General features: G+C 39.4%; 18 protein-coding genes. 10 read left to right on the forward strand and 8 right to left on the reverse strand.

Annotated elements, in window-relative coordinates:
• Positions 1-59: 59 nt before the first annotated feature.
• On the forward strand, positions 60-389 hold the full coding sequence (locus ABJD64_RS22895; protein ID WP_348181183.1) for a hypothetical protein: 330 nt from the start codon (positions 60-62) through the stop codon (positions 387-389).
• Positions 390-515: 126 nt separating this feature from the next.
• Here ABJD64_RS22895 and ABJD64_RS22900 read toward each other — a convergent pair whose 3' ends face one another.
• Both ABJD64_RS22900 and ABJD64_RS22905 read right to left on the reverse strand, forming a co-directional pair.
• Entirely contained in the window at positions 516-1043 is a 528-nt protein-coding gene (locus ABJD64_RS22900) for a ferritin (protein WP_348181184.1), read from the reverse strand.
• 143 nt (positions 1044-1186) lie between these two features.
• Positions 1187-1522 carry a hypothetical protein gene (locus tag ABJD64_RS22905; RefSeq protein WP_348181185.1) on the reverse strand — a complete coding sequence of 112 codons (336 nt, stop codon included), beginning with the start codon at positions 1520-1522 and terminating at the stop codon, positions 1187-1189.
• A gap of 91 nt (positions 1523-1613) precedes the next feature.
• Between ABJD64_RS22905 and ABJD64_RS22910 the strand changes: the two genes are divergently transcribed.
• Positions 1614-2402 (forward strand): MBL fold metallo-hydrolase, encoded by a 789-nt coding sequence (locus ABJD64_RS22910; protein ID WP_348181186.1) that lies wholly within the window; start codon positions 1614-1616, stop codon positions 2400-2402.
• 97 nt (positions 2403-2499) lie between these two features.
• Positions 2500-3294: an MBL fold metallo-hydrolase gene (locus tag ABJD64_RS22915; protein ID WP_348181187.1), complete on the forward strand. Its 795-nt coding sequence runs from the start codon at positions 2500-2502 to the stop codon at positions 3292-3294.
• Here ABJD64_RS22915 and ABJD64_RS22920 read toward each other — a convergent pair.
• Positions 3291-3659, reverse strand: coding sequence for a hypothetical protein (locus ABJD64_RS22920; RefSeq protein ID WP_348181188.1), 369 nt, complete (start codon positions 3657-3659; stop codon positions 3291-3293). The two genes, ABJD64_RS22915 and ABJD64_RS22920, sit on opposite strands and share 4 nt — an antisense overlap.
• A 185-nt stretch (positions 3660-3844) precedes the next feature.
• Between ABJD64_RS22920 and ssb the strand changes: the two genes are divergently transcribed.
• Positions 3845-4183 (forward strand): single-stranded DNA-binding protein, encoded by a 339-nt coding sequence (ssb, locus tag ABJD64_RS22925; protein ID WP_348181189.1) that lies wholly within the window; start codon positions 3845-3847, stop codon positions 4181-4183.
• A 47-nt stretch (positions 4184-4230) separates the two neighbouring features.
• Here ssb and ABJD64_RS22930 read toward each other — a convergent pair whose 3' ends face one another.
• The 3 genes from ABJD64_RS22930 to ABJD64_RS22940 form a co-directional block, all read right to left on the reverse strand.
• A complete protein-coding gene (locus tag ABJD64_RS22930; protein WP_348181190.1) occupies positions 4231-4656 on the reverse strand; it encodes a nuclear transport factor 2 family protein in 426 nt (141 codons plus the stop codon).
• Between the two features lie 98 nt (positions 4657-4754).
• A complete protein-coding gene (locus tag ABJD64_RS22935; RefSeq protein WP_348181191.1) occupies positions 4755-6863 on the reverse strand; it encodes a tetratricopeptide repeat-containing sensor histidine kinase in 2109 nt (702 codons plus the stop codon).
• 78 nt (positions 6864-6941) lie between these two features.
• Positions 6942-8255, reverse strand: a complete 1314-nt coding sequence (locus ABJD64_RS22940) for a glycosyltransferase family 4 protein (protein ID WP_348195315.1) — start codon at positions 8253-8255, stop codon at positions 6942-6944.
• Between the two features lie 219 nt (positions 8256-8474).
• Between ABJD64_RS22940 and pfkA the strand changes: the two genes are divergently transcribed.
• A complete protein-coding gene (gene pfkA / locus ABJD64_RS22945; protein WP_348181193.1) occupies positions 8475-9446 on the forward strand; it encodes a 6-phosphofructokinase in 972 nt (323 codons plus the stop codon).
• A 62-nt stretch (positions 9447-9508) separates the two neighbouring features.
• Here pfkA and ABJD64_RS22950 read toward each other — a convergent pair whose 3' ends face one another.
• Positions 9509-10141, reverse strand: coding sequence for a porin family protein (locus ABJD64_RS22950; protein ID WP_348181194.1), 633 nt, complete (start codon positions 10139-10141; stop codon positions 9509-9511).
• Positions 10142-10404: 263 nt separating this feature from the next.
• On the opposite strand from ABJD64_RS22950, the gene ABJD64_RS22955 reads away from it, so the two are divergent.
• Both ABJD64_RS22955 and ABJD64_RS22960 read left to right on the forward strand, forming a co-directional pair.
• A complete protein-coding gene (locus ABJD64_RS22955; protein WP_348181195.1) occupies positions 10405-12381 on the forward strand; it encodes a SpoIIE family protein phosphatase in 1977 nt (658 codons plus the stop codon).
• A gap of 1 nt (position 12382) precedes the next feature.
• Positions 12383-12757: a DUF1987 domain-containing protein gene (locus ABJD64_RS22960; protein WP_348181196.1), complete on the forward strand. Its 375-nt coding sequence runs from the start codon at positions 12383-12385 to the stop codon at positions 12755-12757.
• Between the two features lie 55 nt (positions 12758-12812).
• On the opposite strand, the gene ABJD64_RS22965 is transcribed toward ABJD64_RS22960, so the two are convergent.
• Complete coding sequence (locus tag ABJD64_RS22965) at positions 12813-13364, reverse strand: porin family protein (protein WP_348181197.1); 552 nt, start codon at positions 13362-13364, stop codon at positions 12813-12815.
• 116 nt (positions 13365-13480) lie between these two features.
• Between ABJD64_RS22965 and ABJD64_RS22970 the strand changes: the two genes are divergently transcribed.
• Genes ABJD64_RS22970 through bioA form a run of 3 tightly spaced genes read left to right on the forward strand, consistent with a single transcriptional unit; the run spans position 13481 to position 16490 of the window.
• On the forward strand, positions 13481-14614 hold the full coding sequence (locus tag ABJD64_RS22970; RefSeq protein WP_348181198.1) for an 8-amino-7-oxononanoate synthase: 1134 nt from the start codon (positions 13481-13483) through the stop codon (positions 14612-14614).
• Positions 14611-15210 (forward strand): dethiobiotin synthase, encoded by a 600-nt coding sequence (gene bioD / locus ABJD64_RS22975; protein ID WP_348181199.1) that lies wholly within the window; start codon positions 14611-14613, stop codon positions 15208-15210. Before ABJD64_RS22970 ends, bioD begins: the two co-directional genes overlap by 4 nt.
• A complete protein-coding gene (gene bioA, locus ABJD64_RS22980) occupies positions 15207-16490 on the forward strand; it encodes an adenosylmethionine--8-amino-7-oxononanoate transaminase (RefSeq protein ID WP_348181200.1) in 1284 nt (427 codons plus the stop codon). The genes bioD and bioA overlap by 4 nt, the downstream gene beginning before the upstream one ends.
• Positions 16491-16567: the final 77 nt, after the last annotated feature.

The raw sequence follows: 16567 nt of genomic DNA on the forward strand, positions 1-16567 counted from the left end.
TACTCATCTCATCAGCTCTTTAATTTAGCATTCAGTTATTTACGAGAGCCACAGTTATTTTGAGAGAGTTGTATTGTGAAGTACATGACGAAGATCGTTTTTCCCGTGAGTTGATTATTGAGTTTATCAGTAAAACTCCGGGAATTTCGATTATAACAGGAATAAGCAGACCGGCTGATATCATATTCTTTGATACAAATTATGGCGATCCCAAGCAAATTACGGAAGACAACAATGCTCAGCTGGTAGTTATTTCATCTGACTATCAGGATATACATCACTTATTCCAAAATCACATAGTCGACTACCTGTATAAGCCAGATTTGTCTTACCCCAGGTTTAGAAATACAATAGATCGGATCAGAAATAACCTATCTCAAGTAAGATAATTTCCCAAGAATATCGCAGAAGTACTATTTGATTAATAGAAATTTTCTGTCCTTGTGAGAACTTCAAAAAATAAAACCCAGCCTGAATTCTCAGACTGGGCTTACCTATTATTAAGGGAAATATTTTTACTCCTCAGTGTATTTTATTTTCAGAATACGCTCATCGATGATGAGTAATGAAGCTGGGTCGTCTCCTAACATATCAAAGAACTCCAATGCTCTTCTGGCTACGAATTCCTCTTCTACCTGCTCTTTTACAAACCATTGCATGAAGTTTTCTGTAGCAAAATCACTTGCTTTTCTACAGGCCGCCACAATTTGATTGATCGACTCGGTGACATTTATCTCGCTTTCCAGCGCAATCTCAAATACTTCTCTCAAAGAACTAAAATCGCTCTGTGGAGCTTCTACAGTTGCTACCATTGGTTGTCCTCCCATATCACTGAGATAGTGAAAAAGTCTAAGCATATGACTCCTTTCTTCATTACTCTGCTCGTAGAAAAACTTTGCGCTATGATCAAATCCATGCTGATCACACCATGCGGCCATGGCCAAATAGGCTGCTGAAGACTGAGCTTCCAACTTCACTTGCTTATTGAGCATATTTATGACATTGTCCTGAATAGCTACTTTTTGTCTTATTAAATCCTTCATCTTTCTGTCTTTAACGTTCATGATGAGGCAATGCCTCGAAAGCTCCTCATCTAGATATAAATATATACTATAGGTAACTAAATAAAGCTGAAATGGTTCTAATGGGGTGAAATTTAGAACTAGTCTAAGTTAGAGGAAGGAATTTAAACCAAGGCACGAACAATACGCTGCTGCACGATGCTGTTGAGCTCCAGCATAACAAGAGTGCCCGGAATCAAATCTTTCATTTCGATGATTTCATCCAAAGTCAACACCAGAAGACGCTCTTTGTTGCATAGAGGAATGATCTCAATTGAATTGAGTGAAGTGTCGCTGAGCAGCATCTCTTCTATATTCAATTGATCCAATTTGCTTTTGAAGGCAATCAAAGCGCAAACGGCCATACGATACTCATTGCCTTTATACTGAAGATAAAAGCAATTGTCCTTATCATTTTGGACAACTTTTCCGTGGGTGGTATGATAAATAGTGTGTATCACGTGGCAAAACTAGTTCTTATTTAGACTTATTACAAATAATAAATTCATACGTTGTTTGTATCTTCTTGTTGTTTCATTAAAAACTCTTAGTATGCCGAAATTTCTGCTCTTTGTCCTTTGCTGTTTTTCAAGCCAGCTGATTGCCCAGGGAAACATCCATTACATTGCCAATGAGGGTATTCTCATCGAATCAGGTAATCACCGTCTATTGATTGATGCTTTATTTGATGATTACTATGAAGATTACCTTCACCCCTCTAAAGATTTGATCAAAGCAGTCAACGAAAAGAAAAGCCCCTACCAAAAAATTGATCTTTTTTTAAGCACCCACGCTCACCGTGATCATTTTTATTCAAAAATGGTTGCCAATTTTTTGATTGCTCATTCGGAGACCAAATTCATTAGCACACAGCAGGCTATTGACTCATTGGCGAGACATACGACCCTTTTTAATACCATAGCCCCCCAATTGACGAGTTACACAAAAGGTATGAACTGGCAAAAAAACGAAAACGGCGAAATCATCATCGGTTCCGCTTTTGTCCGTCACGGCGGGAAACAAAACTACAATGTTGACAATCTTATATTTGTCCTGGATGTCAATGGAAAAAAGATTCTACATCTTGGAGATGCGGAAATGGACATCTCACATTTTCATAAACTCAGACTACAAAATGAGGCCATAGACGTCGCACTTGTCCCCTATTGGTTCTTAGCATATTCACCGGGTATTGAAATAATCAGTCAGCAAATTCGTCCCGCTCAACTCATTGCCATTCATTATCCTAAAGTTGGAGACCCTAAATCACTTAAACTGATTAGGGAAAACTTTCCTGACGCCGTTGTATTTATGAAGACCGGAGAAAAAGTAGAATTTTGAATTGGACGCTTGTCTGAACTCAAGTGCAGCAAAAATCCCGAATTCTATTAAATTTGTGTCCGTTAATAAACTAAACTGAGGTAAACTGATTATTTGCATGCCATTTTTGAGAATTTCTTTATTCGCTCTACTACTATGTCTATCAACTACTTCCTTTTCTCAAAAAGCCACTTACATTGCTAATAGTGGCATTTTTATCCAGTCAGGAGAAACTAAAATATTGATTGATTCTTTTTTCGATAATGGCAGAGGCAAATTTGCAACTCCAGGAGCTACCCAACTGGATGCAATGGTAGCTGGCAAATCGCCATACAATAACCTATCTCTTGCATTAATTACGCACTCACATCCTGATCATTTCAATCAACAAAAGGTGGCTAAACTAATGTCCACCCAAAAAAAATTGAATTGCCTTACCACACCGCAAGTTGTGGATTCAATAGAGTCTGTCATGGATAATTTTGAAAGTATTCATGATAGAACATTAACATTTCCACTTTCGCGAACCTGGAAGACTTATTCTAAAGATGGCCTGACAGTGAAAGCTGCCTATTCACGCCATGCAGGAAAAATCAATGCAAAGGTGCAAGACCTTATTTTTATTGTAAATGTCAATGGCAAAAAAATACTTCATTTGGGAGACGCCGACATGAATCCCGATAGGTTTCAGGAATTAAAATTGAAATATGAAAATATTGATGTCGCCTTTATTCCTTTTTGGTACATGACTGGGTTTTATGGTGCTGAGATAATCAACAAATATATCGCTCCAAAAAAAGTGGTTGCTGTTCATTTTCCTAATAATGGCAGTAAACAATCGCTGGCCAAAATCAAACAATTTGTACCAGAGGCAATCATCTTTCAGAACCCCGGACAGTCAGTCACCTTCTAATATTCCTTCTTTACAATCAGCAATACGGATACTTCATCCAGTACTAAATAGCCCTGATCGTAGCAATACCTATATTCCTGGCCTGATTTAGTGACATAGGTATTTGTGAAAAAATCCAAATCAAACCCAGCCTTCAGTAATTTATCTCTATGAATTTTGGTTTTACCAGAAGGGTTCAGCTCCAACAAGATTCGTCTATTTCTCCGTAAGGTATTATTGACATTTCGAACCAGATTGGTAGCGTCAGAATTCACTTTATTATTGTATGAATTCCTGCAAGCATCCGAACAGAACTTCTTATCTGCTCTTCCAAAAATAGGACCTTCACATTCAGGACATACTCTTTGATCTTTTTTTATGTTCATGTATAACAAGTTGATTCAGTGACACATATACAACAACAATTGATTACAAACGGATATTAAATGACTACAATCATTTAAAAACCGGCTTGTATTTTCGCGATACTCAATATTTGTCAAGCCGATGAGTATTACTATTAGTTAAATGCTATCAAAGGCAAAAAATCATCATTAATTAAACTTTTATTATGACTACATTAAAAAACAGCGTACAATTAATTGGCAGATTAGGCAGTGACCCTGAATTGAGAACATTTGAAAGTGGAAAGAAAATGACTTCATTTTCTCTGGCTACCAACGAAACCTATTATAACGCTAACGGGGATAAGGTAACTGACACGCAATGGCACAATATTGTTGCGTGGGAAAAGAAAGCGGAGCTGGTGACCGATTATCTAAAAAAGGGAAGTGAGATTGCTGTACAAGGTAAACTGGTAAATCGAAAATACGAAAAAGATGGCATGACCAAATACATCACTGAAATCAACCTCAATGAAATGTTGATGCTTGATAAGAAGGAAGAATAGAGCATAAAAAACGGCCAAAATGATTATTTTCTTTTGGCCGTTTTATGTTAAAATTCCTCACGGTGGGAGATTTTGCTTACAATTTTCCAACCCTCCTCAGTTTTTAAGAGATTCATATAATCAACAAATTGATATGTTGCATATCTGGCACTTAATTTTACGTTAGCTGCATTACCATATTGATCTACATAAAAAATCTTCTCTTCAAATTCTCTTTTTTTAGAATTCGTAAAGAAGGTAAAGTACTTCTGAATAGGAATCATCTGATACTTTCCTTCCTTTATATATTTGAGCGTAGCATCTGGATGAAATGCAGCCTTCAACAGCTCAGGATTATCAGTGTGCGATCCATCAAAGTAATTTTGAATAGTACTACGAATTTGCACTTCGTCGCTTGTTGTTTGTGCATTTACCGACATGTGTAAGAAAGACATAAGAATGATAAGTGCCGGTACGGTAAGATATTTTTTCATTTCGATTCTGGTTTAAGTTTCCTTTGATAACCAAAATTCAATGACTTATGTAATCAGGTCCAACTGGAAATAAGGTTGCAAAGACCAAAATACCTTGTTTATTGGTCAGATGTACTAAGATCACCAGATTCAAGCGTCACAAAAAAGGTACTTCCTTCTCCTACATTGCTTCTGCACCAGACTTCTCCTCCCATAGCCTCTACATACTTCTTCACTATTGGCAGGCCAAGGCCAGTAGACATTTCATTTTCAGTAGGCAGAGTAGATATTTTCGCATATCGCGTAAAAAGATTTTCTATTTCATCTTCCGGGATACCTTGTCCCTGATCCTGCACTTCAAAGGTGATTTTACTACCTTTTTTTGCTACCTTAATGTATATTTCAGATTGTTGCTCTGAGAATTTTATGGCATTGGTGCAAAGGTTTTCCAGCACCTGCAAAAGATAGTTTTCATCTGCCCGACACGTCAGGTTCTTAAGTGAACTTGAAAAGAAAGAAATTTGCTTTTTCTCAGCTTCAGGCGATACATGATGTGTCAGCTGCTTCAGTACTTCAGAAACGTTTACCTCAGTAATTTTCAGATTAATTCTTCCTACGTTTATTGCTTCAACGTCTAGAATCTTATTGATCCGGTTTCTAAGAACATCTGTTGACTGATTGGCTAATTCGATCATTTTACCATGCTCTGTTCCGTTGGCATCTTTTATAATCCCTAGAAGACCTTTAATATTATTGAGCGGGCTTCTAAGATCATGAGCAACCATTGCTATCAAATCATCCTTTTCTTTATTTAGACCTGTGAGCTGTATCTTCTGTTTAGACAATGTTTTCGAGAAATTTCTTTGTCGTCTATACAAATAGAAAAACAATACCAAGGCAAACATTAACAACACGATTCCAGCTACCAAAACGTGCTTTAATTTCTCTTCCTTTTCTACCAAAGTGGTTTGATAGGTGTTGATCAATTCCAAATCCCGAATATCTTCTTCTTTTTGCTGGAAATCATATTCTGTGCGGAGCTTATTGATTTGTTCTTGTGATTCTGTGCTTAGCAGGCTGTCTTTAATAAGCTTATGCTCCTTGTAATACTTTAAAGCTAAGGCATGGTCCTTGACAATTTCGTAATTTTCTGCCAACAGACCTGCCAACTCTTCTTGTCGCTCCAGCAAACCATGCTCTTTGGCCATGTTATAACCTCTTAAGGCCGTTTTTGCAGATAACGCAGGCCGTCCCATTCCCCTCAGGGCTTTGGTCAGAATTATATTATTACCAACAATCGTTTGCCAATACTGCAAATCCACGGCTATTTGCTCAGATTGGTCCACATGGTAAAGTACGGAGTCCAAATTATTCAATTGCAGGTGAACCTCTGCCAAATTGTGATGGGCAATGGCCGCCGCATAATTCATTTTCCTTTCAACGAAAATAGGCAGACTTGTTCGTATATCCTGCAAGGCCTCATCAAGCCTATTCAAATCTTTGAAAAGCAACCCTCGATTGACTTTGCTAATCGCTACACCTGCAGTATCATTCATTGCTTCTTGCAGCTGCAAGCTCTTGTTGTAATATTCAAGTGAGCCATCAAGGTCTCCTATTTTTTTGTAAACTATGGCCACATTGTTCATGATATCTGCGAGGACTGCAGTACGTTCATGCCGCTCATATATTTTTGAAGCTTCCAGGTATAATCGAAGTGCCTTCCCTTCATTACCGCCATTGTCGTGCACAGCTCCTTTCATCGCCAGGATGTCAGCATAGGAGAGTGTGTCGCTAGCAGTCAAGTAAAGATTAGCTGCTGTATCCAGGTAATTCAAGGCAGGAAAGTATTGGTTTTGATGACTCAGAAAATTTCCATATTGCTTATAGACCTTGGCCAGAATTGCATACGACAGTTGACTTTCCCTAGCTGCATTAATCGTTTTGTAAAAATAGAAACTGCTACTATCTCCTTTTTTATTTCGTTCAAATTCAATCGCCTTTTCTACTAATGCCTCCACATATATATCGTCATTGTTTTCTTCTTTCGCATTTTTGATGGCGAGGTTTAGAAAGAAAAGTATTGAATCGGAATGATTTGTTTCAAAGGACTGATTGAAGAAATAATTCGCCAGACTGCTATCTTGGACTGCAATTATTTCACCAGCTCGCAAGTGATTGCAAAAAACAAAACAAAAAGGGAATAAGTAGAATCTAATAAGTCTCTGCATAGCCTTTGATTACCAATCGGTAATAACTCGACAAGTTAGTTCAATCATTAAAAAATACTGTTGAATCATCTTATTTTTCTATTTACTCAAAGACAATTGATCCAAAATGCTAACCAGTTCATGAGTTAAGTTTTTTCGTAAATACTTCTCTGCATTCCCTGATGACCTGCTGATATCACCATTTCTAAACCTATCATATGCTATCAAAATCATCTGTTTGATCTGATCTCGATCATCTCCATTGAATACCTCACCAGCCTCTGTTTCACTAAGTATTTCTTGCACTTCGCTTTCGCGTTTGCCAATGGCCAGCACAGGCTTATTGACCATAAGGTATTCGAACAGTTTGCCAGGAATAATAAGTTGAGCAGTATCAGTCTGATTCAAAAGTAAAAGAAGCACACTAGAGTTTAGGTAATATTCCAATACTTCTTGGTGAGAAATGTAATCGAGATGATTCAATGTATGACTCAATTGTTGTGATGACTGAATGCGATCCAAAATCGAACTGCTCACCATACCAGCCAATACCAATTCCAGGTCAGATTGAAAGTCTGGACGCTCATCACAAATTTCCTCTAAACAATCCCACAGTGTTTCGGGGTTTCGGAGCTCGTTGAGCAAACCCATATGAGTGATTCTGAATTTTTTCTCATTAGTGTCTGCATAAATTCCTTTCAAATCGTCGGTATCGTACCCATTAGTCACTACTCTAACTTCAGTTTTGTCATATTTTGCCATCAGCGACCGTCTGATTCCCTTACTCGCAACAAGTACTAAGTCAGAAACCCCCAGCACGTTTCTTTCCAGCTTTCGATGAATACTCAGCGCAATGCCCTTCACACCCAGTTTTTCCAATATATCCCAATCTGACCAGGGGTCACGGAAATCTGCTACCCACTTCACCTGGCACTTTTTCTTCAGACTCTTACCAATCAGGTGCATGCTATGGGGGGGGCCTGTGGTGACCACCACATCAATATTATGCTGATGGATAAACGGTACTAAAAATTCAACAGAGGGTTTGACCCAAAATCGACGAGGATCAGGAATAAACAGATTCGCCCTAATCCAAACGCTCAGTCTGTCTATCAACGACATTTTAGTCTTCTCAATGACAATACCTTGTTTAAGTTTCCCCCCTTTTTTGAAAATCTTTTTGTAAAAACCGAATGGCTCCCAGATAGGAAATCGAATGACCTCTAGCTCCGGGCTTACCTCCTTGGTCAAAGAATCATCTTTTAAATCAAATTCCGGATTTTCCGGTGTAAAGACAATCGGCTCCCATCCAAATTCAGGCAAGTACTTGGCAAACTTGAGCCAACGCTGCACACCTCCTCCTCCACTCGGTGGCCAATAGTAAGTAATAATAAGAATTTTCTTCAGGGCCATTTGGTCTATAACTGCAATTGCTAAATAAATCAAAAATGAATGGTATACGACCAAAATGTGAAATTTTAAATGATTTGACGTATTGGGTATAAAAAATCATAGCATTCGCTCGAATTATTGATGAAATTTTAGTTTTTTATGACTTACTTTGAATGCCCAAAACATCAATACACCCAAAAACGGTATAAAAGGTTAAGTATAAATTTTAGTAAATACCTTATGAAAAAAATTGCATTATTTACCTCTGGGGGCGATGCACCGGGCATGAATGCCTGTATTAGATCTGTAGTAAGAAGTGCTATTTATTTGGATCTCGAAGTTTACGGGATCAAATATGGCTACGATGGGATGATCCGCGGCGAAATACAGAAAATGGAGTCTTACTCCGTAAGCAACATTGTACAAACTGGTGGTACGATTCTAAAATCCGCAAGAAGCGAAGATTTTCGAACGAAAGAAGGAAGAGAAAAAGCATACAAAAATCTTAAAAAACACGGTATAGAAGGACTCGTCGCTATAGGGGGTGACGGTACATTTACCGGAGCCAATCTCTTTTACGATGAATTTGGTATTCCTGTAGTAGGGGCACCTGGTACTATCGACAACGATCTTTATGGTTCTGATTACACTATCGGATTCGATACTGCTGTAAACACCGCACTTGATGCCATTGATAAGATTAGAGATACAGCGGCTTCACACGACAGAGTTTTTTTTATCGAAGTAATGGGACGTCATAGTGGCTATATAGCCATCCAATCCGGCATCGGCGGCGGAGCAGAAATGGTCATGGTACCCGAAACATCCACTACCATTGATGACGTAATCAAGAAACTTCGAGACGGTCGCGACAACAAGAAGACCTCTTCTATTATCGTGGTCGCCGAGGGTGACGAGCAGGGAAGCGCCCTTTCGATAGCCGAGCGCGTAAAGGTAGAAACACCAAAGATGGATATTCGAGTCACTAGTCTGGGACACATCCAACGAGGAGGTGGCCCAACTGCATTTGACAGAATACTGGCCTCACGTCTGGGTCTGGCAGCTGTAGAAGGATTGATGAATGGCGAGAAGAATGTAATGGTTGGCGTAATAGACAACAAAATCACTTATACCAATCTCAAGTTAGCGATCTCTAAATCAAAACCACTTGATGAGGAATTGATTAGATTGACTAAAATCCTGAGTATCTGATCTCTCAGCACAAGAAATTTAAAAAGAGGCTGCCTTGAAGAATACTTTCGAGACAGCTTTTTTTATTTACCTCCGCCAAACGCATAAGAAGCCGAAATTTGAATCATTGAGTTTTTCAGAGACGTCACAGTACCAGCCCCGGTGGCGTTCTCAGCATCTATCATTTCTGAAAATCCCTTAGACCAACGCAAAGAACCATTGACCCCAAGATCAGGTACTGTGAGTCCAATACCGACAACAGCAGCTACATCAAGGCTTTTGGTTTGATCCTTTATATCTGTTGGCGAACCTCCAGCAAATGCGATTTCGCTCTGAATAGGAATGCCAAATTGTGGCCCGGCGAGCACATGAAAGTATTCGAGAAAGTTGTATCGCCCCAAAAGTGGTATCTGAATAAAGCTCATTTTAACCTCATGCTCCTGTGTGCTGTTTACTTTATATTTTCCTCCCTGCTGGGAATAGTAAACCTCAGGTTGAATAGCAAAAAGCTCTAAATCAATAGTAGAGTACAAGCCCACATGAAAACCGAAACTATTGATACCTACATCATTCAATTGGTTTCCTCCTGTATTCAATGCATTTATTTTTGGAGAGTTGAAATTTATCCCAGCCATCACTCCAAATTCTACCTGGGCAAACAGGGAGCTGCAAATGAATAATAGGCATGGCAGAGCAATCAGAACTATTCTTTTCATTGTTTTTGGTTTTTATGACAATACTAATGACCACTAAGATTCGTAAAACCCCGATCAATTGCAAAAATCTATTTTGGATACCCAAATCCATTAGCCAAATCCTGAATTGGAAATATTAATTTTAGATTATCATTGAATCGCTACTTGTTACATACGCTTTACCATTTCACATCTAACACCAATCTTCTTAATAATTCCTTGATCTCTTATATCTAAAGACGAACCCCTTCCTATCTAGCTTTGTCTTTTCAGTACAAAGAGCTATGAACCTATATTTAAAATTTGTGCTACTAGGCTTGTCGCTAGTAGTATTCACCTCAGTTACTATATTTCTGTTTGTCAACAACACAGTCGAGAACAATCTTGAAGAAAGCATATTGACAGAGCATTCGCAAAAAGCGGATATCAGTATTAATAATATAGACCGATTTATTTATGAGCGTCTCAATGATGTAAAGAATTTTGCTAAGCTTTCAGTATTTAGAGAAGAGGAACCGAACCTTTATGAGGTCAATAGAACTCTAAGCGAAATCTCTCATTCCAATGAACTTTACTACAGCTTTTCTTTCTTTGACATGAATCGGTTTCGACTGGCAGATAGCAAGGGCCTTTCTGTTGGCAAACAACATGGTCTTCGACTATACTGGACACATATCAATGACAATACGGAAGCGATCATGGATATTTCAAAGTCAGAATCAGTAGGTCGTGTGGTACTCCACTTTGCTTCGGTAGTTCGAAACAATGCCAATCAACCGATTGGGGTATTTGTAGGGCGAGTACTCATCGAAAACCTATATGCTGTTATAAGCAATCAATCCCAGGGCATGGAATCGAACAATGAGGTGAAAATGGATCTTTTGGATGATCACCTTAATATTCTATATTCTAATCATGAACCAGAAAAGGTCTTGATAGCCAAGTATCCAGAGGTAATCCCCGAAGAAATTCTGAAACAAAAGAAGAAAGAGGGTCGGTTTTCGACTGAGGATAACTTGTACTTTTATCACCGTCAGGAAGGCTACCTCAGCTTTCCAGGCAAAGATTGGCTGTTTATCGTAAGTACTTCCAAAGATCATGCCTTTGCTTCGCTCGCCGAAATGAGAATCACCATCCTAATTGTGGCTTTTGTCATTCTATTGTTGTCTTCCGGGCTCACCATTTATCTGGCTCGAATTATTTCCAAACCACTTAAAAAACTCCGCTCCGCAGCTGTTGAGATTTCAAAGGGAAACTATGATGTTCAAATCGAAGGTAACAACAAAGATGAAATAGGCTATCTGATTCGTCAGTTCAATGTGACTACACAAAAACTGAAAACTAAAGAAAGTAACGAGAAGAAAATCACGAAACAACTAGTAGAAAAAAATCAGGAGATTCAGCAGCATCAAAGCAAAATCATCACTCAAGCCAAAGCAATTAACAGAGCCTATAAGGAAATAAAAACTCAGCACACGATGGTTCACTCAAGTCTGAGTTATGCTGAAAAGATTCAAAATGCTATTCTTCCAGATGAAAAGCTACTGTCCGACTTCTTTCAGGATTACTTCGTGTACTACAAGCCAAAGGACATTGTAAGCGGAGATTTTTATTGGTTCAAACATGTCAAAAACAGAAATGCTAATCATCTAATTATAGCATGTGCGGATTGTTCAGGCCATGGAGTACCAGGGGCTTTTTTATCAATGTTAGGTATCAATGCGCTGAATAATGCCATTCAGTACACAACGGATTATAATCCCTCCGCCCTATTAGCCAAGGTTAATAATGATATTATCAACACACTGAGCCAAAACTTCTCAGAAAACGAGGCTGTTCAGGAGGGCATGGAAATGGCCATTTGCACACTTGACCTTACGTACAATACCATGAAGTACGCGGGAGTCGGTATTCCCTTACTATTATACAAGAATAAGGAATGGACACTCACCAAAGGCAACAAGCTGTTGCTAGGAAGAAATTTCAGTAAGGACAATCTTGAAGAGCAAGAGATAGAACAACACTCGTTCAATTTATCCAGCAACGACACATTTTATCTGTATTCGGATGGATTCAAGGATCAAATAGGAGGAAAAGAGCACAAAAAGTACCTGCCTAAACGATTTCGAATGTACCTGGGCATGATCGTTCAAAAAGCCATGATGATTCAAAAAAACCTATTGGAAAAGGAACTGCAAGAATGGAAACAGGACACACCTCAAACGGATGATATGTTAGTCATGGGGTTTAGAGTAAAGTAGCATGGAAAAATATTTATTGGTACCCTCCCCGACAACGCCATACATTTATTTCAACCCGGAAAATGCAATTCTGGAAATGAAAGGTAATTCTACACTAATCAATGCCTGGGAGGTTTTTAGCGAGTTGTACGAGGCCTTAGCTAACTTCAAGAAAAGCATATATTCTAAGCTGAATGTCAATATTCAGCTTGATTATTTTAATACATCAACATACAAGTGTCTGCTTGAAACGATGATTTGCCTGAAAGACATCAAATCGTCCGGTAAAAACATTGTAGTCAACTGGTACTACAATATTGAGGACGAGGACGCCTTGGAGCACGGAGAAGATATTGCAGACCTTTCAGGTATACAGTTGAATTTGGTAGGGATATAAATAAAAAGGCTGTATTACCAAGTAAAACAGCCTTTGATATTTTATGCGATAACTATTAGTTGTTGCCAAATAAGGCATAAGTCACAGAAACCTGAACTATAGCATTCTTCCAAGAATCTCCCGAAATCTCAGATGCATTAGATAGTGCCTTTACATATCTCAATTGTGCTCCTAGTCCCATAGGTAAATCAAGACCTGCCCCAATAGCAGCTGAAATATCAGTATTTTTCAATTGGTCTTTATAATCAACTCCACCAGATTCCGCCTTTGTATTAAAACCGAATTGAGGTCCTGCATTGAAGTAAAGTACTTTAGCAAACCCCAATCTAAGTAAGATAGGTACCTGAATATAACTTAAATCGATATCATCACCTGAGGTTCCTACATTTTGAACTGAAAAATAGGCCTCTGGCTGAATTCCTATCGCTCCTGCCTTGATCACGGCATAGGCTCCAATATGGTATCCCGTTTTAGAATCTATACCTCCGCCAGACACATCAGCCGAATTGAAATTCAATCCACCTTTGAGCCCTAAAGATACTTGAGCATAAGAAGCTGTTGTAAAAAATAAAGTTCCAACAACGAGTAGTAATGTGATTTTTTTCATAAGTCTTTCATTAGATGTTTTTGATAAGACCGCTAATATATAACCTTCCCCTAAAAGAAACTTGATTTTCCTTTGGCTGGGATGGAAGAAAATTAAAGATTTGCAAAATCATCTCTATGACAGATCAGATCTTACAAAAACTTCGAGAAAGGGAAAAAGCAGGTAGCACCCGTAAGCTCTTTGCTCCGGATGGACTGATAGATTTTGTATCCAATGACTACCTGGGGCTCAGCCGGTCTCAGGAGCTTTTCGGAAAAATCAAGTCTTACGATTACAGTAGAGAAGTGAACTTGAATGGTTCAACCGGTTCTCGATTGTTGGCGGGTAATTCTTCCACCGTAGAACACCTTGAGCAGAAATTAGCTTGCATTTTCAAGAGTGAAGCTGCTCTCCTATTCAATTCAGGATATGTTGCGAATCTCGCATTGATATCAACTATTCCGCAAAGAGGAGATACTATCATTTATGATAGTTTATCACACGTCTGCCTAAAAGAAGGGGCCTATTTAAGTAAGGCCCATCGTTTTTCCTTTCGGCATAACGACTGCGACGATCTGGAGGCAAAACTAGAACAAGCTAAAGGGGACAAATATGTGATCATTGAGTCCGTCTATTCTATGGACGGTGATATGGCGCCGTTTGGTAATATTATTGAATTGGCTCAGAAATACGAGGCTAAAATAATAGTGGATGAAGCTCATAGCACAGGACTCTATGGAGACGCTGGCTCTGGCAAACTATGCGCCTTAGGGCTTGAAGAAAATATTTTTGCCAGGGTCCATACTTTTGGCAAGGCCATGGGCGTACATGGTGCCTGTATTTGTGGTTCGCAAGAATTGATTAACTATCTAATCAATTTTGCTCGTCCATTTATTTATACCACAGCTTTGCCCATTCATAGTATTTTTTCTATTGATGCTGCATTTGACTACCTATCTGCGAAAATTCAACTTCAAAAGGAAAGCAAGGACAAAATATACTATTTCAACTCCCTGTTCAATCAAAAAGTAGGTAAGGATGCGAGCATGGAGAAACTGGAAAGCAACACTCCTATTCAACCCATTGTAGTCCCTGGCAATAAAAGAGTAAAAGCCATGGCAGCATCACTACAAGAAAACGGATACGATGTACGTCCCATTTTGTCTCCTACTGTAAAAGAAGGTTCGGAAAGGCTTCGAATTTCAATTCATACGCACAATACGGAAGAAGATATAACCGGACTGATCAATCAATTGACCAAATTAGCATGAAAAAATACTTTGTTACCGGAATAGACACCGACAGTGGTAAAACCATCGTCAGTGCCATTTTAGTTGAAAAGCTAAAAGCCGACTATTGGAAGCCCATTCAGGCTGGACAACCTACGGACTCGGATACCATTAGCAGTCTGGTAGGCAGGGATAAGAAGATTCACCCTGAAGGCATAGTACTCCAGGCCCCTATGTCTCCGCATGCCGCCGCCGAACTTGAGGACATTAACCTAAAGGCCGATCAATTTTCTGTGCCGATGACGGACAATACACTCATTATCGAAGGCGCCGGGGGTTTGATGGTTCCCATCAATGACAATGAGTTTGTCATTGGATTAGCCAAAATATTTGATGCGCAGGTGATTCTGGTTTCCCGAAATTATCTAGGAAGCATTAATCACACTATGCTGTCTATCGATTATTTAAAATCGAACGGTTACGATGTCGCCGGTATCATATTCAATGACACGCCCAACCGAGCGACTGAAGACTTTATTCTTAATCATTCACAATTGCCTTGCCTGGGACACATAGACCCTCTCACTGAGGTTAATAACAAAACCATTCAATCACAGTTACAAAACATCAAATTATGAACAGCGCCGAAATCGCAAAAGCTGATAAAGATCTGATCTGGCACCCATTTACTCCCTTGATCAACCCATTCGAACATATACCAGTTAAATCCGCGAAAGGCGCAAAACTGTTTACCCATGACGGCCAAACAATTATTGATGCCGTATCTTCCTGGTGGGTCAACATCCATGGACATGCCAATGAACATATCGCCAATGCGATTCATAAACAGGCCCTGGAGCTTGAGCATGTCATCTTTGCCGGGTTTACCCACGAGCCCGCTGTGAAGCTGGCTAAAAACCTGATGACCATTCTGCCAGACAATTACTCCAAAATCTTCTTTTCTGACAATGGCAGTACGTCAATTGAAGTGGCACTGAAAATGGCCTTTCAATACTGGTACAATCAAGACCAAAGCCACAAAACAAAAATCATTGCGCTGGATGGAGCCTATCATGGCGATACCTTTGGGTCCATGTCCGTCAGCGAAAGGAGTGGGTTTACTCGCCCATTTTTTCCTTTTCTGTTTGATATAGAAACGCTTGATTTCCCGACAGAGGAAAACTTCGAAAAGGTACTTGCACATTTTGACGAACTGACTAAAGACGAGGCCTGTGCTGCTTTCATTTTTGAACCGCTGGTTCAGGGTGCAGGTGGCATGAGGATGTATACCCCTGATATGTTGCAACAGCTTGTGGCACTTGCACAATCGAGAGGAGTGATTTGCATTGCTGACGAAGTAATGACAGGCTGGGGGCGAACAGGTACTACCTTTGCCTGCGATCAAATTGAGGCTAATCCGGATATCACCTGTATTTCTAAAGGGATCACTGGAGGTGCGCTGCCTTTGGGCATTACGGCCTGTAATGGTAAAATTGAAAGTGCCTTCCAAAGTGATGAACTATCCAAGGCTTTGTTGCACGGTCACTCTTACACAGGCAACCCCATGATTTGCGCCGCTGCCAACGCCAGTTTCGAGATATTTGCGTCTGCTGAATGTAAGGCCAACATTCAACGGATCAACCTCAGTCATCAACGGTTTGTTGAGAAGTTAGAGTCTGTCGACAAAGTCGAAAACATTCGGCTGCGAGGCACTATTGTAGCTTTCGATCTAAAAGGTTTTGGTGAAACGGGGTATGACAGCGATGCTCGCAAAAAAATCTACCCCTACTTTTTGGAAAGAGGTATTTTGATTAGGCCCTTAGGCAATGTGATCTACCTACTTCCTCCGTATGTAATTACAGACGAGGAATTGAATCAGATATATGCAGCGATTCTGAAGTTTTTGAAGGACAATTAAGAGTGAGTGATCAAATATGAATTCAAGGACAATTTGAAACGGATACATCCTTTATCTGAAAGAGGCAGTATCTATAA

The sequence above is a fragment of the Reichenbachiella sp. genome (genome assembly GCF_039944555.1).
GTDB lineage: Bacteria > Bacteroidota > Bacteroidia > Cytophagales > Cyclobacteriaceae > Reichenbachiella.

Excerpts from the sequence above, each read along its gene's own strand:
- ABJD64_RS22935 (WP_348181191.1), bottom strand. The coding sequence starts at position 6,863 with ATGCAGAGACTTATTAGATTCTACTTATTCCCTTTTTGTTTTGTTTTT.
- ABJD64_RS22965 (WP_348181197.1), bottom strand. The coding sequence starts at position 13,364 with ATGAAAAAAATCACATTACTACTCGTTGTTGGAACTTTATTTTTTACA.
- ABJD64_RS22930 (WP_348181190.1), bottom strand. The coding sequence starts at position 4,656 with ATGAAAAAATATCTTACCGTACCGGCACTTATCATTCTTATGTCTTTC.
- pfkA (WP_348181193.1), top strand. The coding sequence starts at position 8,475 with ATGAAAAAAATTGCATTATTTACCTCTGGGGGCGATGCACCGGGCATG.
- ABJD64_RS22900 (WP_348181184.1), bottom strand. The coding sequence starts at position 1,043 with ATGAAGGATTTAATAAGACAAAAAGTAGCTATTCAGGACAATGTCATA.
- bioA (WP_348181200.1), top strand. The coding sequence starts at position 15,207 with ATGAACAGCGCCGAAATCGCAAAAGCTGATAAAGATCTGATCTGGCAC.
- bioD (WP_348181199.1), top strand. The coding sequence starts at position 14,611 with ATGAAAAAATACTTTGTTACCGGAATAGACACCGACAGTGGTAAAACC.
- ABJD64_RS22955 (WP_348181195.1), top strand. The coding sequence starts at position 10,405 with ATGAACCTATATTTAAAATTTGTGCTACTAGGCTTGTCGCTAGTAGTA.
- ABJD64_RS22920 (WP_348181188.1), bottom strand. The coding sequence starts at position 3,659 with ATGAACATAAAAAAAGATCAAAGAGTATGTCCTGAATGTGAAGGTCCT.
- ABJD64_RS22915 (WP_348181187.1), top strand. The coding sequence starts at position 2,500 with ATGCCATTTTTGAGAATTTCTTTATTCGCTCTACTACTATGTCTATCA.
- ABJD64_RS22950 (WP_348181194.1), bottom strand. The coding sequence starts at position 10,141 with ATGAAAAGAATAGTTCTGATTGCTCTGCCATGCCTATTATTCATTTGC.
- ABJD64_RS22960 (WP_348181196.1), top strand. The coding sequence starts at position 12,383 with ATGGAAAAATATTTATTGGTACCCTCCCCGACAACGCCATACATTTAT.
- ABJD64_RS22940 (WP_348195315.1), bottom strand. The coding sequence starts at position 8,255 with ATGGCCCTGAAGAAAATTCTTATTATTACTTACTATTGGCCACCGAGT.
- ABJD64_RS22910 (WP_348181186.1), top strand. The coding sequence starts at position 1,614 with ATGCCGAAATTTCTGCTCTTTGTCCTTTGCTGTTTTTCAAGCCAGCTG.
- ssb (WP_348181189.1), top strand. The coding sequence starts at position 3,845 with ATGACTACATTAAAAAACAGCGTACAATTAATTGGCAGATTAGGCAGT.
- ABJD64_RS22970 (WP_348181198.1), top strand. The coding sequence starts at position 13,481 with ATGACAGATCAGATCTTACAAAAACTTCGAGAAAGGGAAAAAGCAGGT.